General features: G+C 64.5%; 21 protein-coding genes. 10 read left to right on the top strand and 11 right to left on the bottom strand.

Going from position 1 to position 20467, the window contains the following annotated elements:
• Positions 1–69: 69 nt before the first annotated feature.
• Positions 70–3432 (top strand): TonB-dependent receptor domain-containing protein, encoded by a 3363-nt coding sequence (locus OIK40_RS08090; protein WP_273677657.1) that lies wholly within the window; start codon positions 70–72, stop codon positions 3430–3432.
• A gap of 37 nt (positions 3433–3469) precedes the next feature.
• On the opposite strand, the gene OIK40_RS08085 is transcribed toward OIK40_RS08090, so the two are convergent.
• From OIK40_RS08085 to OIK40_RS08075, 3 genes are read right to left on the bottom strand one after another with little or no spacing between them, the layout of a single operon-like run.
• The gene (locus OIK40_RS08085) at positions 3470–4165 is read right to left on the bottom strand and encodes a DsbA family oxidoreductase (protein WP_273677655.1); all 696 of its coding nucleotides are present in this window, start codon (positions 4163–4165) and stop codon (positions 3470–3472) included.
• Positions 4162–5052 carry an NAD(+) diphosphatase gene (gene nudC / locus OIK40_RS08080; protein ID WP_273677654.1) on the bottom strand — a complete coding sequence of 297 codons (891 nt, stop codon included), beginning with the start codon at positions 5050–5052 and terminating at the stop codon, positions 4162–4164. The genes OIK40_RS08085 and nudC overlap by 4 nt, the downstream gene beginning before the upstream one ends.
• The gene (locus OIK40_RS08075) at positions 5052–6368 is read right to left on the bottom strand and encodes a serine hydrolase domain-containing protein (RefSeq protein WP_273677653.1); all 1317 of its coding nucleotides are present in this window, start codon (positions 6366–6368) and stop codon (positions 5052–5054) included. Before OIK40_RS08075 ends, nudC begins: the two co-directional genes overlap by 1 nt.
• Positions 6369–6477: 109 nt before the next feature.
• Here OIK40_RS08075 and OIK40_RS08070 point away from each other — a divergent pair, with 109 nt between their 5' ends.
• Entirely contained in the window at positions 6478–6699 is a 222-nt protein-coding gene (locus tag OIK40_RS08070) for a hypothetical protein (protein ID WP_273677652.1), read from the top strand.
• Here the strand turns inward: OIK40_RS08070 and OIK40_RS08065 are convergent.
• Complete coding sequence (locus OIK40_RS08065; RefSeq protein WP_273677651.1) at positions 6696–7742, bottom strand: A/G-specific adenine glycosylase; 1047 nt, start codon at positions 7740–7742, stop codon at positions 6696–6698. The genes OIK40_RS08070 and OIK40_RS08065 overlap by 4 nt on opposite strands.
• Positions 7743–7771: 29 nt before the next feature.
• On the opposite strand from OIK40_RS08065, the gene OIK40_RS08060 reads away from it, so the two are divergent.
• From OIK40_RS08060 to OIK40_RS08045, 4 genes are all read left to right on the top strand, one after another.
• Entirely contained in the window at positions 7772–8320 is a 549-nt protein-coding gene (locus tag OIK40_RS08060) for a DUF721 domain-containing protein (RefSeq protein ID WP_273677650.1), read from the top strand.
• Positions 8317–9075, top strand: a complete 759-nt coding sequence (locus OIK40_RS08055) for a DsbA family protein (RefSeq protein ID WP_273677649.1) — start codon at positions 8317–8319, stop codon at positions 9073–9075. The genes OIK40_RS08060 and OIK40_RS08055 overlap by 4 nt, the downstream gene beginning before the upstream one ends.
• A 90-nt stretch (positions 9076–9165) precedes the next feature.
• Positions 9166–9912, top strand: coding sequence for a thioredoxin domain-containing protein (locus tag OIK40_RS08050; RefSeq protein ID WP_273677648.1), 747 nt, complete (start codon positions 9166–9168; stop codon positions 9910–9912).
• Between the two features lie 28 nt (positions 9913–9940).
• Positions 9941–13363 (top strand): chromosome segregation SMC family protein, encoded by a 3423-nt coding sequence (locus tag OIK40_RS08045; protein ID WP_273677647.1) that lies wholly within the window; start codon positions 9941–9943, stop codon positions 13361–13363.
• 4 nt (positions 13364–13367) lie between these two features.
• Here OIK40_RS08045 and OIK40_RS08040 read toward each other — a convergent pair whose 3' ends face one another.
• From OIK40_RS08040 to rpmF, 5 genes are all read right to left on the bottom strand, one after another.
• Entirely contained in the window at positions 13368–13772 is a 405-nt protein-coding gene (locus tag OIK40_RS08040; protein ID WP_273677645.1) for a MerR family transcriptional regulator, read from the bottom strand.
• A 20-nt stretch (positions 13773–13792) separates the two neighbouring features.
• Positions 13793–14092, bottom strand: coding sequence for an integration host factor subunit alpha (locus OIK40_RS08035; protein ID WP_273677644.1), 300 nt, complete (start codon positions 14090–14092; stop codon positions 13793–13795).
• Positions 14093–14232: 140 nt separating this feature from the next.
• Positions 14233–15207, bottom strand: coding sequence for a beta-ketoacyl-ACP synthase III (locus tag OIK40_RS08030; protein ID WP_273677642.1), 975 nt, complete (start codon positions 15205–15207; stop codon positions 14233–14235).
• An 11-nt stretch (positions 15208–15218) separates the two neighbouring features.
• Complete coding sequence (gene plsX / locus OIK40_RS08025) at positions 15219–16304, bottom strand: phosphate acyltransferase PlsX (protein ID WP_273677640.1); 1086 nt, start codon at positions 16302–16304, stop codon at positions 15219–15221.
• A 38-nt stretch (positions 16305–16342) separates the two neighbouring features.
• Positions 16343–16519 carry a 50S ribosomal protein L32 gene (gene rpmF / locus OIK40_RS08020; RefSeq protein ID WP_086736123.1) on the bottom strand — a complete coding sequence of 59 codons (177 nt, stop codon included), beginning with the start codon at positions 16517–16519 and terminating at the stop codon, positions 16343–16345.
• Positions 16520–16757: 238 nt separating this feature from the next.
• On the opposite strand from rpmF, the gene OIK40_RS08015 reads away from it, so the two are divergent.
• Together OIK40_RS08015 and OIK40_RS08010 are read left to right on the top strand one after the other, a co-directional pair.
• Entirely contained in the window at positions 16758–17153 is a 396-nt protein-coding gene (locus OIK40_RS08015; protein ID WP_273677636.1) for an MAPEG family protein, read from the top strand.
• Between the two features lies 1 nt (position 17154).
• The gene (locus tag OIK40_RS08010) at positions 17155–17655 is read left to right on the top strand and encodes a lipocalin-like domain-containing protein (protein WP_273677634.1); all 501 of its coding nucleotides are present in this window, start codon (positions 17155–17157) and stop codon (positions 17653–17655) included.
• Position 17656: 1 nt separating this feature from the next.
• Here the strand turns inward: OIK40_RS08010 and OIK40_RS08005 are convergent, their stop codons facing one another.
• Positions 17657–18298 (bottom strand): MBL fold metallo-hydrolase, encoded by a 642-nt coding sequence (locus OIK40_RS08005; protein WP_273677878.1) that lies wholly within the window; start codon positions 18296–18298, stop codon positions 17657–17659.
• Between the two features lie 131 nt (positions 18299–18429).
• On the opposite strand from OIK40_RS08005, the gene OIK40_RS08000 reads away from it, so the two are divergent.
• The gene (locus OIK40_RS08000) at positions 18430–19017 is read left to right on the top strand and encodes a hypothetical protein (protein WP_273677633.1); all 588 of its coding nucleotides are present in this window, start codon (positions 18430–18432) and stop codon (positions 19015–19017) included.
• A 12-nt stretch (positions 19018–19029) separates the two neighbouring features.
• Here the strand turns inward: OIK40_RS08000 and OIK40_RS07995 are convergent, their stop codons facing one another.
• On the bottom strand, positions 19030–19710 hold the full coding sequence (locus OIK40_RS07995; RefSeq protein ID WP_273677631.1) for a S24 family peptidase: 681 nt from the start codon (positions 19708–19710) through the stop codon (positions 19030–19032).
• A 128-nt stretch (positions 19711–19838) separates the two neighbouring features.
• Here OIK40_RS07995 and OIK40_RS07990 point away from each other — a divergent pair, with 128 nt between their 5' ends.
• Entirely contained in the window at positions 19839–20450 is a 612-nt protein-coding gene (locus OIK40_RS07990; RefSeq protein WP_273677630.1) for a hypothetical protein, read from the top strand.
• Positions 20451–20467 lie beyond the last annotated feature (17 nt).

Below are 20467 nucleotides of genomic sequence, written 5' to 3'. Positions count from 1 at the left end.
ACCAGCGCATAAGACGCCGGACCGCCGATGGAAGGGGAGGAACATTTCACCCATTTATCGGGGGCATTGATGAACATCTCCAAGAACCTGCTGATCCGTCGCACCCTGCTTTCCACTACTCTGCTGACCGGCCTCGCCGGGATATCGACTGCCGCAGCCGCCGAAGAACTCGCCAGCGTTGCGGCTGACGATGAAGTTCTCGCGGCAAGCGCGGCGGCCGCCGAAGCACCCGGCGACGAAGCCATCGTTGTTACCGGTTCGCGCCTGCGCCGCGATTCCAACCTCGATTCACCCTCCCCCGTGGTGAGCATCACCGCCGAAACCTTCCGCGGCGAGCAGGAAGTGGCCGATGCGCTGCGCACTATCCCTGCGCTTTCCGCATCCATCAGCTCGGCCCAGTCGGTCGCGCCCGGTGAAAACGATAGCGGCGGCGCGGTCGGTGCAGCGACGCTCAACCTGCGCGGCCTTGGCGCGGAGCGCACGCTGGTGCTGGTCAACGGCCGCCGTCACGTCGCGGGCGTCGCCGAAACCTCGGTGGTGGACATCAACTCGATCCCCTCGTCGCTGATCAAGGAAGTCGAAGTGCTGACCGGCGGCGCATCGGCGGTCTATGGCGCCGACGCCGTCACGGGCGTGGTCAATTTCATCCTAGACCGCGAGTTCGACGGGCTGGAGATGGGCCTCACCGGCGGCATGTCGGACAATGGCGACGGCGAGAATTTCGACGCTTACGTGAAGTTCGGCAAGAACTTCGCTGATGGGCGCGGTAACATCACGCTGGTCGGCGATTACAGCTATGACAAAGGCATCCGCTTTGGCGATCGCAAGCAATTCCGCAATGGCATGATCGCCGATGACGGCCCCAACCCGGCGCTGCGTTTCCAGCGCGGTGATCTTGGTGGCAGCACGCCCAATTTCAGCAATTTCTTCAGCCTCGCCAATGGCCGCTATCCCTATGGCTTCGTCATCCCCCTGCCGGGCAGTGCGCGCTATGATTCGATCTTCCCGAACGGGACTGCACCGACCGCGGCCGAACAGGCATTGATCGACCGCGCGCTGGGCGCTCCCACCCGTGCCATCGGATCGCAGTACCAGTTCCAGATCACCTCGGCGGGCGGGGTTATCATTCCGGGCGACTTCGCCGATCCCAATTCGGACATCGACGGCGACGGCATCAGCGACTGCACCGAAAGCTTCACCGGCTTCAACGGCTTGTTCGACTATAACGGTTTCGGCGCGCTGGGCGGGTGCTTCATCGCCACCGAGAACGGGATCGAGGTGATCGACGACGACGGAATGATCGCCGGTAACTTCAACTCTTTCGGCGGCGACGGGGTCATCTTCGACAATAATGGCTATCTGATCCCCAAGACCGAACGTTACGGCATCAACCTGCTGGCCGACTACGACATCAGCGACACGCTGAACGTCTATTTCGAAGGCAAGTATTTCCGCCAGGAAACCACCTTCGGCACCAACCAGAACTCGTTCTACGACCTGCTGACGGTTGCGCCGGACAACCCCTTCATCCCGGCCGTGCTGCGGCCGATTTCCGATGCGGCCGGCGGGCTGTTCATCACCCGCGACCCGACCGACCTCGGCCCGAATATCGACACCAACATCTCGGAAACCTGGCGTTTCGTCGGCGGGATCAAGGGCAGTGTCACCGACGAGATCGACTTCGATATCTCGGCCAACTGGGGCCGCTACGATCTCAAGTCGATTAACCGCAACAACGTGCTGTATGACCGCTTCCTCGCCGCGATCGACGTGACCAGCGATGCGCAGGGCAATCCGGTGTGCCGCAGCGAGCTTGATCCGACGGTGCGTTCGCCCTCCACACCTTTCGGCATTCCGACGGGCGAGTTCGGCTATTTGACTTTCGTTCCCGGCCAGGGCCAGTGCAAGCCGGCCAACCTGTTCGGCGTCGGCTCGATCAGTCAGGAAGCGGTGGACTTCATCACTACCACCACCGTCAACACTTTCCGCACCGACCAGCTGCAGATCGACGCCGTGATCAGCGGCGATACCTCGGCCTTCTTCAACCTGCCTTATGACAGTGTCCAGTTCGCGCTGGGTGCCGAATATCGCGAGGAGAAGAGCCGGTCATTCTTCGATCCGCTGGTGCGCGGGATCCTGCCCGTCACCACGGTCGACGGCACCGCGGGACAGTTCGTCGGCGATGCGCCGGGCTTTGACGGAAGCGGCTTCTCGCAAACGTCGCTCGGCACCCCGCCCGACGGGTTCTTCCAGGATTCGGGCGGCAAGTATGACGTGGTGGAAATCTTCGGCGAGCTCGGCACGACGCTGGTCGAGGGCGTGCCCTTCGTCGAGGAGCTGCGGCTCGAACTGGCCGGGCGCTTCTCGGACTACAGCACGGTCGGTTCGGTGTTCACCTATGCAATCAACGGCTTCTGGGCACCGATCGATGATGTGCGCATCCGCGGCACCTATTCGCGGGCAGTGCGCGCGCCCAACATCTCCGAACTCTTCGCCCCGCCGCAGGCCGCCTTCTTCCGCCCGTTCGATCCCTGCGATCAGGCGGAGATCGACGCACTGTCGGCGGCGGGCGATCCGAACGTCGCCAACCGTATCGCCAACTGCCGTGCCGACGGCATCCCCGAAGGCTTCGCCGATCCGCTAAGCGCGCGTTTCGCCGGAACCATCGCGGGCAATCCGGACCTGCGCGAAGAAACCGCCGACACCTACACCGTCGGCATGGTGCTGCAGCCGCGTTTCATCCCGGGGCTGGCGTTCACGGCGGATTATTACCACATCCAGATCGACGACGCGATCAGCACGGTCGCGGCGCAGGACGTGGTCGACAACTGCTATGACAGCAGCACCTTCCCGAACGATTTCTGCAGCAGCTTCACCCGCAACCGCGATACGACCTCGGCGCAGTTCCTCGGCTTCACCTCGCTCAACCTGACGACCATCAACTTCGTCCGGATCGAGACCGCCGGGGTTGATGCCTCGCTGTCCTATCGCACAACCATCGGCGAACACCGCCTTGGCCTGTCCGCAACGGCATCGTGGGTGGACAAGATCGACTTCTTCTTCGATCCGACCGACCTCACCCGCATCGATCCCGAACGTGGCGAATTGCAGCGTCCCGAATGGTCAGGCCGCGCGACCGCAAGCTACGGCATCGGCAATTTCGATCTGAATTACACCGTCACCTATCTCGGCGAAATGGCGCTGCGGGCGGTGGAGATCGAAACCGTTGAGGCCCAGTTCGGTCCGGCGGGCATCACCGGCGAAACCTGGACCCACAATATCGGGGCATCCTACAGCCTGCCCGACATGGGTCTGGAAGTGTTCGGCGGGATCAACAACCTGTCGGATGTGAAGCCCTTCATCACCGAGCGCGCCTATCCGGTCAGCCCGATCGGACGGTCGTTCTTCCTCGGATTGCGCTGGACGATGTAATTCTGCGCCCTTCGCGGGTCGCAAGAGCCGGGGAGCCTTAGCTGGCTTCCCGGCTTTTTGCTGCCACGCGCCGCAGCACGTTGACATAGGTTTCGGGTGACTGCGCGCCCGGGATCAGGAATTTCCCGTTGACGATCATCGCCGGGACCCCGCTGATATTGAGATCCCACGCCTGCTGTTCCTCGGCGATCACCCGCGCTTCAAGCTCGGCATCGGCAAGCGCCGCGCGTGCCGCTTCCCGGTGCAGGCCGACGCTGGCAGCAATATCGAGCAGCACGTCGCGCTCTCCCAGCTTTTCGCGGCGGTTGAAATGGGCCCGGAACAGCGCAAGCTTCAGCTGCGTCTGCACCTGCGGCCCGGCCTGTTCAAGCGCGAAGGCCAGCAGCTTGTGGCAATCGCGGGTGTTCCACATCATCGCAGGCGGGGCCTCGCCCTCCCCTTCCCATGACAGCGAGACGCCTGCCCCATCGGCAATCGCCTTCATCTGCGCGCGGATCGCCGCGCCTTCCTCGGCACTGCGGCGATACTTGCGCTGGAGGTGGGCTTCCTGCTCCTCGCCTTCGGGCGGCATCTGCGGGTTCAGTTCGAACGGTCGCCAGCGGATCTGTGCGTCGATCTCCCCGTCCAGCTGCCCGAGCGCCTTTGACAGTTGGCCATAGCCGATCAGACACCATGGGCACATCACATCCGAATAGATGTCGATGGTAAGGCGCTGGAGAATTTCGGCGGTCATCGGTCAAGCCACCAGGCGATCAGGTGATGGGCGATGGCAAAGGGGCGCGGGAAATAGAGCAGGTCGGTGCCGTGCTCCCCTGCCGCGCGCGCCTCTTCCAGCTCGGCGCGGGTGAACCAGCGAGCATCGTCCAGCTCGGTCTCGTCGATGGTCAGTTCGGGATCGTCCGCCACCGACGTGCAGCCGATCATCAGCTGGCTGGGGAAAGGCCAGGGCTGGCTGGCTATGTAACGCACATCGCGCACGCGCACACCCGCTTCCTCATGGATTTCGCGCGCGACCGCCTCTTCGATGGTTTCCCCCGGCTCGACGAAGCCGGCGAGCGCGGAATACATCCGGGGCGGGAACCGCGGCTGGCGGCCCAGCAGCAGCTTGTCCTCGTGCTCCACCAGCATGATCGTCACCGGATCGGTGCGCGGGAAATGCTGCGCGCCGCAGCCTTCGCAATTGCGCTGCCATCCGCCTTTGGCAGGCTTCGTGGGCGCGCCGCAATTGGCGCAGAAACGGTGCCGGGCGTGCCAGTCGACCAGACTGCGCGCACCGCCGTAGATCGCCAGATCCTCCGGCTGGAGCATCTGCATCACCTGCCATGCGCGCGGCATGGCCGGGCCGGAAGCGCCCTCGGCAGGCACGGGGGCGAAGTGCGCCTTGTCGTCCATCATCCCGAGGAACACCAGTTCGGTATCCTCGGGCACGTCGGCGATGGTGTGCCACAGCAAGCGGCCCTGTTCGTCGAATTCGGGCAGCAACCCGTCGAGGTTCATCACCCGCGCGCGCCAGTTCATCAGATTGCCGAGCGCCGCCGGATCGACGCGGATGTGATCCGCGCGGTCGATCGGCGAACCGGCGAAAGCGATCGGCGGCGCAGCAGTTCCGGGAAGATGCATCAGGCCGCCTTCTGCGCGCGTTTGGCGGACATATCGGCCTCCATCGCGGCAAGGAATTCGTCACGGATCGGATAGGATTCGGACGGCATGTACTGGGTGAACAGCGCCGAGCGCAGGTTCAGCCCGAAATCGACCGCCGCCAGCGTGCCCGCCGCGCCGCCCCAGCCGAAAGTCTGCCCGACCGAACGTCCGCCCGCGCCGTGGCCCTGCCCTTGCATCCAGCTACCGGTCGTGTCCACGGTGGCGGGCAGCAGATCAGATGTGCCGACGCGCACCGCCTCCTCGCTCATCACCCGCAGCCCGTCGAGCATGCCGTAGCCGAGCAGCATGCGCAGGAAACGGTCGTAATCCTTGGGGCTCGACACCAGCCCGCCGCCACCGGCCGGAACTTCGGGCGGATCAAGATAGATCGAATTGACACCCGGATCGATCGGAAAGGCATTGCCCGCAACGATGCCGTAATTGTCGGTCAGGCGGTAGGCCTCGCTCTGCGGCACCTGCATGAAGGTGCTGTTCATACCGCAGGGCTCGAAGATGCGCTGCTTGAGGAACGCCTCGAACTCCATTCCGCTGGCAACTTCGATCACCCGGCCGAGCAGGTCGATGCTGCACGAATAGCTCCACTTCGTTGCCGGCTGGTACATCAGCGGCAGGCCCGCAAGACGATCGGCCCAGGCTTCCAGACCGGGCGCCGGGGTCACGGGCGGGAAGCCCGGGATCGGCATCCGGCTGACGCGCCCGCCGACGAGCCCCAGTTCATTATAGGCAGCCAGCAGCGGCCCTTTGCTGATAATCTGGTAGCCAAGCCCGGCAGTGTGGGTAAGCAGCTGGCGGATGGTAATCGGACGGTCGGCCGGGACGGTGTCCTCCAGCGGGCCTTCGGGATCGACCAGCACCTGCATATCGCGGAAAGCGGGCAGGATCTCGTGCAGCGGCTGATCGAGGCCGAGCTTGCCTTCGTCGATCAAGATCATCGTTGCCATGCCGGTGATCGGCTTTGACATCGAATAGATGCGGTAGAGCGAATTCTCGTCCACCGGCGTGGGCTTGGCGAGCGACAGGGTGCCGCCGCCGACGGTGTGCGGGTGGTTCTGTTGGCCCCAGCCGAAGGTAACGAGCAGGTTGGCAACCTTGCGATCGGACACATAGCGGTCAGCAAGTGCTGCGACATTGGGCCAGTCTTCGGAGACGTCATGGGCCAGCAGCGCGCGGCCGAATGGCAGGCCGGACAGCGCCGCTCCGGCAGCCAGCAAAGAACCGCCGCGGAACAGGGCGCGGCGGGAAAGAACGGCGGAATCGAAGGCGGCGTTGCTCATGGGGGATGAATCTCCGAACGGCGGGTTTTCGCGCCCTGTCTGCGGCAGCCCGGCCTATGGGTCAATCTCTCGGGTTGCAAATCGGAGGTGTCCTATGCATATAAGACACATGCTCAACGCACTTGCCTATCTCATCGGCCTCGTAAGCCTCGTCATCGTCATTCCGGCGCAGATTCCGCTGCTCGGCTGGGCCAATTGGCTCGCCTTGCCGCTGATTGTGATCGGCATCATCATCGGCGCGCTGTCGTCCAAGGACGGCGGACGCAATTTCTGCCTCGTGGTGCTGCTGATCGCTGCGGTGCGGCTGATGCTGGGCGGCGGGTTCTTCTAACCGGTCGCCGCCAGCGCCAGTCGCGCGGCCTTGGCGAACAGCGTCGCAAGGCCCGCTGCATCAATGTCACTGACCGGCCACCACTGCCCTTCGCCAGGCGGAATATAGGCCGTTTCCAGCGCCCGCACCTCCAGCGTCAGTTTGGCATGGGTAAAGCCGTGCCGCACCGCGCCCAGATCATGCCACTGGCCGGGCAGCGGCGCCTCCCCCGATCCATTGGCCTGCGCGCTCCAGCCGTCATCGGGCAGCGCGCGCATCCCGCCGAGCATCCCGTCTGCCGGACGGGTGACGAGCCACACTTGCGTCCCGCCCTTGCGGGTAATCCAGAACGCCGTTCCGCGCCGCTGGGGCACCGCCTTTTTCGCAGGCTTGACCGGCAGACGCTCGGGCTGGCCCTGAGCCAGCGCGCGGCAATCCCCGCGCAAGGGACACAGCAGGCAGCGCGGGCTGCGGGTGGTGCAGGTCTGCGCGCCCAGATCCATCATGGCCTGCGCAAAATCGCCCGCGTGGGCATCGGGCGTAATCGCGTCGGCAGCGCCGCGGATCGCCTTTCTTACGCCCGGCAGCGGATCGTCGATCGCAAACAGCCGCGCCACCACCCGTTCGACATTGGCATCGACCACCACCGCGCGGCGCCCGAAGGCAATCGCGGCAATCGCTGCGGCAGTGTAATCGCCCAGTCCCGGCAGCTTGCGCAATTCCGCCTCCTCGCCGGGGAAACCGCCGCGTGCGACCACTTCGCGTGCGCATTTCAGAAGGTTGCGGGCGCGCGAGTAATAGCCCAGCCCCGCCCATGCCGCCATCACATCCTCGTCGGACGCTGCCGCCAGCGCCTCGACCGTGGGCCAGACACGGGTAAACTTCTCGAAATAGGGCTTCACCGCAGCCACGGTGGTTTGTTGCAGCATCACTTCGGACAGCCACACGCGGTAAGGCCAGGCCGGATCATCGGGCAAGGGCGTGCCCGGCGGCAAGCGCCACGGCAATTCGCGCGCATGGGCATCGTACCACGCAAGCAGATGATCGGAGATACTGGCAGTCACGCCGCGCCTATGGCATGGCGACAAGACACATGGGAAGCGACAAGACATCCTCAGGCAAGGGAACACCCCGACCCTACACGCGGCCGCGCGGTCAGGGCGCGCGCGCGATCGGCGATCTGATGCCCGAAATCGGCCGCACCGCCTTCCGCCGCTTCGGCTTCGTGCAGAGCTCGGTCGTGACCCGCTGGCCCGAAATCGTCGGCCCTTCCCATGCGCGGGTGTGCAGTCCCGAAGCGATCCGCTTTCCTCCGGGCGAGAAAGCCGAGGGCATCCTGCAACTGGTAGTGGTGCCCGCCCACGCGCCGCTGATCCAGCAGGTCGTCCCCGAGATTACAGAACGGGTGAACCGCTTCTTCGGCTACAAGGCGGTGGCGCGGGTCAAGATCAGGCAGGGCGCGGTTACACCGGCGCAAGCCGACAAGCCGGCCAAACCGCCACCGTCGCTCAAGCCCATTCCGCTCGAACTGGGCGAATCCCTGCGCGATATCGGCGATCCCGAACTGCGCACCGTGCTTGAATCCCTCGCCCGCAGTCTGGGCGAGAAACAATCCTCCGAACAGGAACGAGACCCGTCATGATGCTGCGTTCGCTTGCCGCCATCGGTGCTGCAATGATCGCGCTGGCCGCCCCCGGCAGCGCCCAGAAAGACCTGTCCAATCCCGGCAGTGCCTTCGCCAAGGAGCAGCCCCGCGGCAACTGGCAGGCGGTGGTCACCCGCACCGAACGCGGCCACCTGATCGGTAATCCGGACGCGGATACCCGCCTGATCGAATTCGTCAGCTATACCTGCGGTCATTGCGCCCATTTCGCGGTGCAGGGCGAACCCGCGCTTGACCTGACGCTGCTTATGCCGGGCAAGATGGCGGTGGAAGTGCGTCCGGTGCTCCGCAACGCGCTCGATCTCACGGTCTCGCTGCTCGCCCAGTGCGGCGATCCGGCCGGTTTCAAGGACCGCCACCGTGCCTTCATGTATGCGCAGGACAAATGGCTCGCCAAGTTCACTAGCGCACCGCAAAGCCAGCAGGCGATCTGGGCACGTGCGGACAAGGCCTCGCGCATGAACGCCGCCAGCGCACTGGGCCTGGCCGACATGCTGATAAAGCGCGGCCAGTCCGCGGCGGAGGTGAATGCCTGCATCATGGACGATGCGGCCGCCCAGAAGCTGATCGACAATGGCACCGCCGACCGGCTCGATTTCGATATCCAGGGCACCCCGAGCTTCGCGCTTGACGGCAAGCTGCTGAATCAGGTTCACAACTGGGATGCGCTCTACCCCGTGCTGTCGGCACACTTCGCCCCCGCACCCTCGAAAGGTCTTTCGACCTCCGACTAAGGCATTTGTTCACAGGATCATCGCCCGCTCTTGCTGCAACGGCGCGGGCGAGGCTATCTTCCCTTCCCTTAATCCAAGGATCTCTGCCCGATGAAACGCACCCGCCTGTTCGCGATCAGTCTTCTTGCCGCCGCCCCGCTGGCGCTGGCCGCCTGCGGCGACGAGGCGGGGCCCGACGGCGTGACCAACAGCGAGCCGCTGCCCGCGGTCGCAGCGCCGGCCGGCACCAGCTGGGGCGAAACCGTCACTGTGACGCCCGAAGGCGGCTACATGATCGGTAATCCCGACGCGCCGCTCAAGCTGGTTGAATTCGCTTCTCACACCTGTGGGCACTGCGCCACTTTCTCGATGACCGGCAAACAGCCGCTCAAGGACAAGTATGTGGCCAGCGGCGTCGTCAGCTTCGAACTGCGCGAGGTGTTCCTCAACCCCTATGACGTGGTGATCGCGGCCATGACCCAGTGCGGCGCGAAGGAGCAGATGCAGCCGCTTTCGGACGAGGTGTGGCGCAACCTGCAAGAGGTCTTCACCGGGCTGCAAAGCAATCCGCAGGCGGTGCAGGCGGCAGACGGCCTTCCGGCTGACCAGCGCTTCGCCAAAATCGCCGAGGTGACCGGCCTCACCGATTTCTTCGCCGCACGCGGACTTAGTGCGGATCAGGCCCGCACCTGCCTAAGCGATCCGGCGAGGATGGACGCCCTGATCAAGAATACCGAGGCCGAAACGCGCAAGTTCGACATCACCGGCACGCCGACCTTCGTGCTCAACGGCAAGAAGCTCGACGTGAACACCTGGGAAACGCTCGAACCGCTGCTCCAGCGCGCCGGCGCGCGCTGACGGGCAGCGGGGGCGAGGCACCGGCCCGATGCAGATCCACCGGCTCAAGCTCAGCGGTTTCAAGAGCTTCGTCGAGCCGGCGGAACTGCGCATTGAGCCGGGGCTGACCGGGGTCGTCGGCCCCAATGGCTGCGGCAAATCCAACCTGCTCGAAGCGATCCGCTGGGTCATGGGGGAAACCTCGGCCAAGTCGCTGCGTTCGGGGGGCATGGAGGACGTGATCTTCGCGGGCACCTCCACCCGCCCCCCGCGCGACTTTGCCGAAGTGGTGCTCCACGCCAGCGATGACCGGGACGAGGAACTGGTCGTCACCCGCCGGATCGAACGCGGCGCGGGCAGCGCCTACCGTGTCAACGGGCGCGACGTCCGGGCCAAGGATGTGGCGCTGACCTTCGCCGACGCAGCGACCGGCGCACATTCGCCTGCACTCGTCAGTCAGGGCAAAATCGCACAGGTGATCGCCGCAAAGCCGGCCGAACGCCGCGCGATGCTGGAAGAGGCCGCAGGGATCGCCGGGCTGCACGTCCGCCGCAAGGACGCCGAAAGCAAGCTGCGCGGGGCCGAGGCGAACCTTGCCCGGCTCGAAGATCTGATGGCCGGGCTGGACGCGCAGATTTCCTCGCTGAAACGGCAGGCCAAGCAGGCCGAACGCTACACTGAACTGACCCAGAAAATTCAGGCGGCCGAGGCACGGCTGTTGTTCGCGCGCTGGCGCGAAGCGGCCGCCGCGGCCAAGGAAGCGCGCGCGGCAGCGGAAAGCGCCAATGCCGCCGTTGCCACAGCGCAGGCCGCCGTTGCCGAAGCGCAGAAAGAACAGGCCACCGCCGCGCAGGCATTGGCCGAAGCGCGCGACGAACTGGCCGACCGGCGCGACGATGCCAGCGCCCATGGCCACCGCATGGCCGCGCTAGCCGAAAAGCTCGAAGCTGCCGAAACCCGACTGGCCGATCTCACCCGCCAGCAGACCCGCCTGGAGGAGGATCGCGCCGATGCCGACCGGCTGACCAGCAGCGCGGTCGAGGCGCTGGCGCGGCTCGATACCGAGGTCGCAGCCAGCCGCAAGGCTGTGACCGATGCGGAGGCCGCCCGCCCCGCGCTGGCCAACCGTGCAGAGAACAGCGAACGCGCCAGCCGCACCGCCGAACTCGCGCTGGCCAAGGCGACCGCCGATCACGCCGGAGTCGAAGCCGAATGGCGCGTGGCCGAAGCCGCCGTCGAACAGGCCGAAGCGCGGCTCGCGCGGGTTGAGGCGGAAATGGCGCGGCTCGCCCGCACCCGCACCGAACTTGCCGAAAGCGGCGATCCGCAAGCCGATGTGGACGCCGCGCGGGCCGAGGCCGAAGAGGCCGCCGCAGAACTTGCGACGCTGCGCGAGAAACTCGCCGCAGATCAGACGCGCAAGGGCGAATTGCAGAGCGAACGCGACGAGGCATCATCTCGGCTCGCGACGGCGAAGGCCGAACTGGCCGGGATCGAACGCGAACACGCCGCTCTGTCCCGTGATCGCGATGCCCGGGCCAAGCGCGAAGCCGGGCGGCAGGGTCTTCCGGCCGCACTCGACCGGGTGAAAGTCGCTCCGGGATACGAACGCGCGGTGGCGGCGGTGCTGGGGCGGGACGGCAAATCACCGCTCGGCGCGCCGGGCGCGGCGCAGGACGGGCGTTTCTGGACGGGGGCCGGTGCGCCTGCACCGGTGGCCGACAGCCTGCTTGCCCACTTGTCCGATTGCCCAGAAGAACTGCGCGCCCGCCTCGCACTGGTGCATTGTGTCGATACGGATGACTCGCGGGAGCTGTCGCCCGGTGAATGGCTGGTCACCCGCACCGGACATCTGCGGCGGTGGGACGGCTTCATCGCGCGCGGCGAAGGCGCGGCGGAAGCGGCACAACTCGAAGCCGCCAACCGCTTTGCCGAGCTGGATGCCGCGCTACCCCCCCTGCGCGAAGCGGTTTCTGCGGCAGAGGCCGAGGACAAGAGGGTGCGCGAGGAGCTGAGCGCGTTGCAAACCGGGTTGATCGCGCAGGAGCGCGCCATCGCCGGTGCGATCGAAGCCGAACGGCAGGCCCTGCGGCGGCTCGATCAGGCCGAGGCGGCGAAGGAACGGCTTGCCGCGCGGCTGGCGGAACTCGCGGCCAGCGCGGGCGATCTGGAGACCCAGCTTGCCGCCGCGCGCGAGGAACTCGCCGCCGCCGAGGAACAACGCCAGCGCCTGCCCGCGCGCGATGCCGAACGCGCCGCGCTGGAGGCGGCACAGGCAAAGAACGAAGCCGCCCGCAGCGCGGTTCAGGCTGCACTGGCCGAACTGGCCGCGCAGGATCAGGCGCTGGCCGTTGCGCGCGAGCGGCTGGCGGCGCAGCAGGCCGAACAGGCGGGGTGGAAAGCGCGGTCAAGCGATGCCGAACGGCGCATGGCCGAGGCTGGCCGTCGCCTGTCGGAAATCGAGGAAGAGCGCGCCGTCCATGCCGCCAAGCCCGCCGCGCTGACCGCCGAGATCGAGGCAGGCGAGGCGACGCGCACGCGCCTTGGCGAGGAGCTCGCCGCTGCCGAAGCCGCCATGCGTGAGGCCGATACCCGCCAACGCGCCGCCGATGCCGAACTGGCACAGCGCACCGAAACGCTGGCGCAGGCGCGCGAAGGCCGCGCCAGCCTAGCCGCGCGGGCAGAAAACGAGGAATCACGCCGCACCGAACTGGCGCGCATTTCGGGCGAGCGCTTTCAGTGCCCGCCCCCGCTGCTGGGCAAACGGTTCGGTTTCACCGAGGATGATATCGCCCCTGCCAGCAGCGAATCGGAAGAACTCGAACGCCTCACCGCATCGCGCGAACGGATCGGGCCGGTGAACCTTGTGGCGGCTGACGAACTCGCCCGGATCGAAGCCGAACACGGCAACAACGCCAGCGAACAGGCCGAACTCGCCGAAGCCATCGCACGCCTGCGCGGTTCGATCGGCAGCCTCAACCGCGAAGGGCGCGAACGCCTGCGCGCCGCCTTCGAGGAAGTGGACAGCCATTTCCGCGTGCTGTTCACCCGCCTGTTCGAGGGCGGGCAGGCACATCTTGCGCTGGTCGACAGCGACGATCCGCTGGAAGCGGGGCTGGAAATCTACGCCCAGCCGCCGGGCAAGCGGCTGCAATCGCTTTCGCTGCTATCGGGCGGCGAGCAGGCCTTGACGGCGACCGCGCTGATCTTCGCCCTGTTCCTGACCAACCCCGCACCGATCTGCGTGCTCGACGAAGTCGACGCGCCATTGGACGATGCGAATGTGGAACGCTTCTGCGACCTGCTCGATTCGATGGTGCGTACCACCACCACGCGATATCTGATCGTCACCCACAACGCAGTGACGATGAGCCGGATGCACCGCCTGTTCGGGGTGACGATGGCGGAAAAGGGCGTGTCGCGCCTGGTCAGCGTCGATCTGGGCGAAGCTGCTCTGATGGCGGCAGAATAGGGACTTACGCGTCGAGCGCCGACGCCAGTCTGGTACGGACGGCTTTCAGCCCGGCGACGATTTCGGCCACGTCCGGCCCCTCGGTCACCATCAGTCGCACCCCCGGGGTAGCGTCCTCGCTGCGGGCATGCACGGCAGGTTCGCCTGCCGGTTTTCCACCCGTACGCAAGACTGCCTCTGCCCCTTTGAGGGTATAGCCCTCGCGGTTCACCAGCCGGTCGATCGCCTCGACCATCGCGACGTCGGCCGGCCGGTAATAGCGGCGCCCACCGCTGCGCTTCAGCGGCTTGAGCAGGGGGAATTGCTGTTCCCAGTAACGCAGGACGTGGGGCTTGATGCCAAGCGCCTCGCTGACTTCGCCGATGGTGCGCAACGCGCCCTCGTCTTTCCCGTCACCGAATTCGGCCATTGGCTCTCACCCCTTGTTCCTCACCCCTTGGCGATGCGTTCCTTGAGCAACTGGCTCGAACGGAACGTCATCACCCGGCGCGGGGTAATCGGCACTTCCACCCCGGTCTTGGGGTTGCGGCCGATCCGCTCGTTCTTGTCACGCAGCACGAAGCTGCCGAAGCCGGAAATCTTGACGTTTTCGCCGCGTGCAAGCGCATCGCTCATTTTGCCGAGGATCGCCTCGACCATTTCGAGCGATTCCGCACGGCTGAAACCCATCTTGCGGTTGATTGTTTCCGCGAGATCAGCGCGGGTCAAAGTGCCTACCGAACGCATCATGCGTTTTCTCCTTCGTTGGCGCGACCCATCCGAAGAACTTCAACTTACTATTTTCCGGCGATTTTGCAACGCGATGCTGCGATGAATGTTGAGTTTTCAGCATTTGTGTTAGCTGATGCCTTCGCGCCGCAGGGCACAGATCACAGACGGATCAGGCTCGCCCCCCAGGTGAAACCGCCGCCCATCGCTTCGAGCATGACCAGATCGCCCTGTTTGATTCGCCCGTCCTTGCGCGCGGTATCGAGCGCCAGCGGCACCGAAGCGGCCGAGGTATTGGCATGGTCCTGAACCGTGACGATGACCTTTTCCGGCGCGACCCCAAGCTTCTTTGCCGTCGCATCGAGGATCCGGGCATTGGCCTGGTGCGGCACGACCCAGTCAATCTGGTCGGCAGAAACGCCCGTTACCTCAAGCACTTCCTTGAGAACGTCGGACAGGTTCACGACCGCATGGCGAAACACCTCGCGGCCCTTCATGCGCACATGGCCGACAGTCTGCGTGCTCGACGGCCCGCCATCGACATAAAGCAGATCATGACATGATCCGTCCGCATGGAGACGCGTGCCGAGGATACCGGGGGCGTTTGCGCCCTGTGGTTCGCCCGAAGGCGCTTCGAGCACGACGGCACCGGCCCCGTCGCCGAACAGCACGCAAGTCGTCCGGTCTTCCCAGTCGAGAATCCGGCTGAAAGTCTCTGCACCGATCACCAGCGCGCGCTTGGCCATGCCGGTGCGCAGCAGCGAGTCGGCAGTGGCGAGCGCGTAGAGAAAACCGGAACAGACCGCCGCGACATCGAAGGCGATCCCGCCCGTGCAGCCCAGTGCGGCCTGCACCTTGGTGGCGGTGGCGGGGAAGGTGTTGTCCGGCGTGGCCGTGGCCAGCACGATCAAATCGATACTGGCAGCATCGACGCCCGCGTCTTCCAGCGCCGCGCGCGCCGCAGCGGTGGCCAGCGTGGCGGTCGTTTCACCCTCACCCGCGATGTAACGCTGACGGATACCGGTACGCTCGACGATCCATTCGTCCGAGGTATCCACGCGCTCCGCCAGTTCGGCATTGGTGACGACCTTTGCAGGAAGCGCCGACCCGGTGCCAATCAATCGCGATCCGGCCACGCCCCCAGGTTTCACAGGGCAACCTCACCGTCGCCCGAAGCGCGGCCCTTGCCGTTGCGTCCGAGCGCATCCTGTCCGAGCTCGGCAAGGTCGTGCGCGATCCGTTCGGTCAGCTTGTTTTCGAGCAACCGGGCAGCGACGGCTACCGCATTGGCAACGCCCTTGGCGTTGGCGCTGCCGTGGCTTTTCACCACCACGCCGTTGAGGCCGAGAAACACCGCGCCGTTGTGATTATTCGGATCGAGATGGTGCTTGAGCAGCTCGGTCGCAGGGCGCGAGACCAGAAAGCCGATCTTCGAGCGCAGCGAGGAGGTGAAGGCCTGACGCAGCAGGTCGGTAACGAAGCGCGCCGAGCCTTCGATCGCCTTCAGCGCGATATTGCCCGAAAATCCGTCGGTAACGACAACGTGGGTCTCGCCGCGATTGATTTTGTCGCTTTCCACGAAGCCGTCGAAGTCCAGCGCCAGCCCGCCTCCCGCCGAAGCGGCAGTGAGCATCGCAGCCGCACCGCGCAGTTCCTCGGTGCCCTTGATCTCTTCGGTGCCGATATTGAGCAGCCGGACCACCGGGCGCTCGAATCCGTTGACGATGCGCGAATAGGCCGCGCCCATCACCGCAAACTGCACCAGGTTGCGTGCGTCGGCTTCGGTGTTGGCGCCTAGGTCGAGCATCACCACGTCATGCGCCTGCAATGTCGGCATGATCGCGGCGAGCGCGGGCCGGTCGATCCCCGGCAGGGTGCGCAGCGCAATCTTGCTCATCGCCATCAGCGCGCCGGTATTGCCCGCGCTGACTGCGGCACCGGCCTCGCCGGTCTTCACCGCATTGACCGCAAGGCCCATGCTGGTGGTCTTGGCACGACGCATGGCGCGGCTCGGCAATTCGTCGCCGCCCACAACATCGTCGCAATGCAGGATTTCGGAGGCACCGCGCATGCCCGGATGATTGTCGAGCGCGGCGGCGATGCGCTTTTCATCACCAACCAGGAGGAACTTGAATTCCTCGTGCCGGCGACGGGCGAGCGCCGCGCCTTCGACCATCACGCGCACGCCTTCATCCCCGCCCATCGCGTCAACGGCGATACGCGGCAAGGTCATGGTGTTTCTCTCCGGTCTATCGTGAACGCCAGCGGCAATCAGCCGACGGCGACAACCTGACGCCCGTTGTAGTGGCCGCAGTGGCCGCAGATGTTGTGCGGGCGCTTCAGCTCACCGCAGTTCGGGCATTCGTGGAATGCTTCGACCTTCAGCGCATCATGCGAGCGACGCATGCCGCGACGGGAAGGCGATACTTTTCTCTTGGGGACAGCCATGGCGGCACCAATTCCTCAAATAACTTTGCGTTCGCGCCACCGGCTTGAAGCTTTGGACGCCGTGATTCTCGAAGGCCGCCCTTACGGCAAGGAACGCCGACGCACAAGCACTAGCAAGTACGCGGTTTCCTTGGCCAGCAGCGGCGGGAAGGCGCGCGCTATAGCGGAAAATTCGCACGTTGCAACCCGCGCGAGGCAGTCCTAGCAATGGCGGCATATCAAAGAGGGGATCTTCAACATGACCGTGCTTCCCGTAACGCTCGCCGCTGCGGCGGCTGCCGCCGTGCTCAACATCTGGCTGGGCATCCGCATTGGCGCGCTGCGCACCGCGCTGCAGATCAGTGTCGGCGACGGCGGTAGCGAGAGCTTGCAGCGGCGGATGCGCGCGCAGCTGAACTTTGTCGAGAACACCGCTTTCGTGCTGGTGCTGATCGCCGCGATCGAGCTGGCGGGTGCGGGCAGCTGGTGGCTGGCCTACGTCGCCGCAGTCTATTTCATCGGCCGCGTGGCGCACGGCTTCGGCATGGACGGTGGCAAGCTCAAGGTCGGCCGGATGATCGGCACGCTGGTGACGATGCTAGTGCAGCTGGGTCTGGCGGTCGTCGCGGTGCTGGTGGTGATGGGGGTGATGTAAGGTGAGCGCGATTGCCGTTGTGCTTTCCACTGCCCTGCTGGCCGCGCAGGCGCGGTCGGAGCCGAACGATCCTTGTCTTTTCGGAGTTTGGGAAGTCGTCAAATGGTCTGATCTCGACAGCGAAGGCAATCCAATGCAGCCTGATCGCTCGGGCGCTAGGGGACGTTTCATCTATACGCCTGAGGGATTTTTGAGCGTTCAGGTCATGCTTGACCCCGATTCTGCGCCCATAAAAGGTCGACAGGACGTAGATGGGCTGGCCGAAGCGGCACGCAATACGATCGAGTACTTCGGACAATATCAAACCGATGCCGAGAATGGCTCGCTAACACACCATATTGTGGGATCGGGCATTCCCAACCGTCGCGGGAACGACGCTGTGCGCAGCTACGCGATGAAAGATGGCAAATTGCTGATATTCTGGAATGAGCCGGATGGGCGACAGTTCAGCAGGACGCTGAAGCTGCTTGAACGGCTAGGAAATATGCCCTGCGAATTGTAACTTACCCGAGCGCATAATCGCTCACAAACGCATTGGTCTTGCGCTCGCGCCCGAAGGTGCTCGTCGGGCCATGGCCGGGGATGAACATCACGTCCTCGCCGAGCGGCCAGAGGCGCTGGGTGATCGAATCGATCAGGTCCTGATGATTGCCGCGCGGGAAGTCGGTGCGACCGATGCTTCCCTGGAACAGCACGTCGCCGACAATCGCGAAGCGGCTGGGTTCGTGGAAGAACACCACATGGCCGGGGGTGTGGCCGGGGCAATGGATCACGTCGAGCGTGAGTTCACCCACCGTCACCGTGTCGCCGTGCTTCAGCCAGCGGGTCGGCGTGAAGCTCTTGGCCACCATCCCCCAGCGGGGGCCATCATCATCTAACTGGTCGATCCAGAAGCGGTCATCCTCGTGCGGGCCTTCGATGGGGAGGCCCAGTTCCTCGGCCAGCATCCCGGCCTGCCCGCAATGATCGAGGTGCCCATGGGTTACGAGGATCTTCTCGAGCGTGACGCCCGCCTTGGCGACGGCTTCCTTCAGCCGGTCGAGATCCCCGCCGGGATCGACCAGCGCGCCCTTCATGGTTTTGGTGCACCAGATCAGCGAGCAGTTCTGCTGAAGCGGCGTCACCGGAATGATCGCGGCGCGCATGGGGGGTGTAGGCTTGGGTTCGGGGGTGTCGGTCATGGGCGGAAGGATAGCCTGGCGTGCTCGACTGACAAGTCACGGAATCTTAACGGCGCTCACGCTAGGATTTAGCAAGCTATTCAAGGAGAAAATCGATGTTCTGGAACAAAAGGCCCACCCCGGCCGCAGCTTCCCCTCTCCCCGAAATGCTAGATCCCGACAGCGCCGATGACATTGCCTGGATCAAGCAGAGTGGCGACCCGCTGATCTGGCACAGTGCAGCGCTCGGCATTCTTCTGTTCCGCGATGACAGCCAAGATTTCCTCACATGGCTCGTCGAGCAGGAAACCATGGACCGGGTAACCGCACTGGCGATCTTTCTGGCGCAATCCAACGGCAAGAACCGTCTGACTGGCGGAGTGATCCCCCCTGAGCAAATGCCGGAACCCTATCGATCCAAGCACATGAGGATCAATCATGTGATCGACCGGTTGTGCGAACTCGATGCGGAACGGACATGGCCCGAGCATGGTATCGGGCTCGGCATTGGCCTCGAACACGGCTTGGAAGAGGAACGGGAAAAGCTTACGGCTGAGCTGGGGAGCGAGCCCCGTTTTCCGCACAATCTCTTCGCTCGACCGATCCCTCGCCATACAGCGCAAATGCCCTATCTCGATATTGGCGAAGCCGAACTGTATTCCAGGGAAGCTGTCGCGCGCGACATGCCTTACTTGCTCGATTGACACGGCTGGGGGCTATACGCGCCCCCCCTTCCACACAACCCGGCCGATGATCGCTACTTCCTCCGCTGCGACCTCGACCGGCGGGTAAGCGAGGTTCTGCGAAAGCAGCGCCACCCGCCCCGCCCCCGTGCTTGCGACGCGCTTGACCATCAGGGTCTCGCCCAGCCTCACAACGTGGATGCCGTCGCGGAACGGACGCGGCGAAAGGTCGACGAGGATTTCGTCGCCGTCGTTGAGTAGCGGCTCCATCGAATCCCCCTCGACCCGGATCGCGGAGAGCTGCGCGCTTTCGAGCCCCTGTTCGGCGAGCCAGCGGCGCGAGAATCGGAAGGCGTCGAAGCCCGCCTCATCCCCCGGCACGCGCCCTGCCCCTGCCGCCGCGCCGAGATCGAGCCGCGGCACGTCAACCCAATCACCCGAGTCGCGCCGCTTAGGGGGCTTTACGTAGGAATTATCCTGCGACTCGCGCAATTCCTCCTCGCCAATACCCAGGAAGCGGGCGAGTGTTGCGCGATCCTGCTCCTCCAGCTTGCGCGGGCTCCCTTTGCGAATGAATTGCTGGAGATAGGTCGGATTGCGTCCCAGCAATTCCGAAAGGGCGGCCAAGCTCACCCCCTTCTCCTGCGACAATTCGAGCAGCCGCGCGCGCGGTCCGGCGAGGCTCTGACGGGGGTTTTGCGGGTCCTTAACCATGGAATTATCCTACACATAGGATTTTTCCTAGACAAGTAGGAAATGGCTATTATCCCCTTGGAGCACGTAGCCACGGTATTTAGTGTCAAGGACTCCCGAATCTGGCGGGGTGGTGATAAGGCGTCGATATGCGCCAAGCGATTTACAACGTTGCCGTTTCCGCGCCGGGGATTCTTGTTCCTAACGCCATTGGCGTGGCAGGGATCGCCGCGAGCCTATACCCAGACGCGACAAGAAAATTGGTGGGCGGAATGACTGTCGAACAAGTGCGTCTTTGGGCTGCCGCAGGCATCGTAGTGTTTTTGCTCTATTGGGTGCTGCGGCTTGCGCTAAAGCCTGCACCCACCAGCGAAGAGCAACCGCAAATAATGGCCGTGTCTGCAACTGGAGACCGGTCCGTGGCCTTTAACGGGACCAATAACGGCACCATCGACACCGGCGACAAGCACATTCATCACGCGCCGCCACCTTTTGAACTAACTCAACAATTTATGACTGACGCACTAGCTAAACTAAAAGCGCAGGCGGGCGACCAAACTGTTATTGCGTTTTTGAGCGCAGGGCCTGATCCTGAACACTTTGCAATGGCTAATTCCTTTGCCAAGTTCTTGGCCGATCAGGGATTTGAAATTGCCCAGCGTAGGCACGTTAATCAGGGTGGAATCCCGGGCATGGCCGAAAAGCCGTTTAAGATTATGGCTTGGGGCACCCTACTGGCTGTAGGATTTGACCCGACATGAGTGACCTAAATACCCGT

The sequence above is a fragment of the Erythrobacter fulvus genome (assembly GCF_028595285.1).
Classification (GTDB): Bacteria; Pseudomonadota; Alphaproteobacteria; order Sphingomonadales; family Sphingomonadaceae; genus Erythrobacter; species Erythrobacter fulvus.
Note: the sequence above shows the minus strand (reverse complement) of the source record. Positions and strands in the feature narration are given on the sequence as shown.

Bases quoted from the DNA above. Each gene is read 5' to 3' on its own strand.
- OIK40_RS08015 (WP_273677636.1), top strand. From the start codon at position 16,758: ATGACCGTGCTTCCCGTAACGCTCGCCGCTGCGGCGGCTGCCGCCGTG.
- OIK40_RS08040 (WP_273677645.1), bottom strand. From the start codon at position 13,772: ATGGCCGAATTCGGTGACGGGAAAGACGAGGGCGCGTTGCGCACCATC.
- OIK40_RS08090 (WP_273677657.1), top strand. From the start codon at position 70: ATGAACATCTCCAAGAACCTGCTGATCCGTCGCACCCTGCTTTCCACT.
- OIK40_RS08045 (WP_273677647.1), top strand. From the start codon at position 9,941: ATGCAGATCCACCGGCTCAAGCTCAGCGGTTTCAAGAGCTTCGTCGAG.
- nudC (WP_273677654.1), bottom strand. From the start codon at position 5,052: ATGCATCTTCCCGGAACTGCTGCGCCGCCGATCGCTTTCGCCGGTTCG.
- OIK40_RS07995 (WP_273677631.1), bottom strand. From the start codon at position 19,710: ATGGTTAAGGACCCGCAAAACCCCCGTCAGAGCCTCGCCGGACCGCGC.
- OIK40_RS08000 (WP_273677633.1), top strand. From the start codon at position 18,430: ATGTTCTGGAACAAAAGGCCCACCCCGGCCGCAGCTTCCCCTCTCCCC.
- OIK40_RS08055 (WP_273677649.1), top strand. From the start codon at position 8,317: ATGATGCTGCGTTCGCTTGCCGCCATCGGTGCTGCAATGATCGCGCTG.
- plsX (WP_273677640.1), bottom strand. From the start codon at position 16,304: ATGACCTTGCCGCGTATCGCCGTTGACGCGATGGGCGGGGATGAAGGC.
- OIK40_RS07990 (WP_273677630.1), top strand. From the start codon at position 19,839: ATGCGCCAAGCGATTTACAACGTTGCCGTTTCCGCGCCGGGGATTCTT.
- OIK40_RS08035 (WP_273677644.1), bottom strand. From the start codon at position 14,092: ATGATGCGTTCGGTAGGCACTTTGACCCGCGCTGATCTCGCGGAAACA.
- rpmF (WP_086736123.1), bottom strand. From the start codon at position 16,519: ATGGCTGTCCCCAAGAGAAAAGTATCGCCTTCCCGTCGCGGCATGCGT.
- OIK40_RS08075 (WP_273677653.1), bottom strand. From the start codon at position 6,368: ATGAGCAACGCCGCCTTCGATTCCGCCGTTCTTTCCCGCCGCGCCCTG.
- OIK40_RS08070 (WP_273677652.1), top strand. From the start codon at position 6,478: ATGCTCAACGCACTTGCCTATCTCATCGGCCTCGTAAGCCTCGTCATC.
- OIK40_RS08050 (WP_273677648.1), top strand. From the start codon at position 9,166: ATGAAACGCACCCGCCTGTTCGCGATCAGTCTTCTTGCCGCCGCCCCG.
- OIK40_RS08060 (WP_273677650.1), top strand. From the start codon at position 7,772: ATGGGAAGCGACAAGACATCCTCAGGCAAGGGAACACCCCGACCCTAC.
- OIK40_RS08005 (WP_273677878.1), bottom strand. From the start codon at position 18,298: ATGCGCGCCGCGATCATTCCGGTGACGCCGCTTCAGCAGAACTGCTCG.
- OIK40_RS08085 (WP_273677655.1), bottom strand. From the start codon at position 4,165: ATGACCGCCGAAATTCTCCAGCGCCTTACCATCGACATCTATTCGGAT.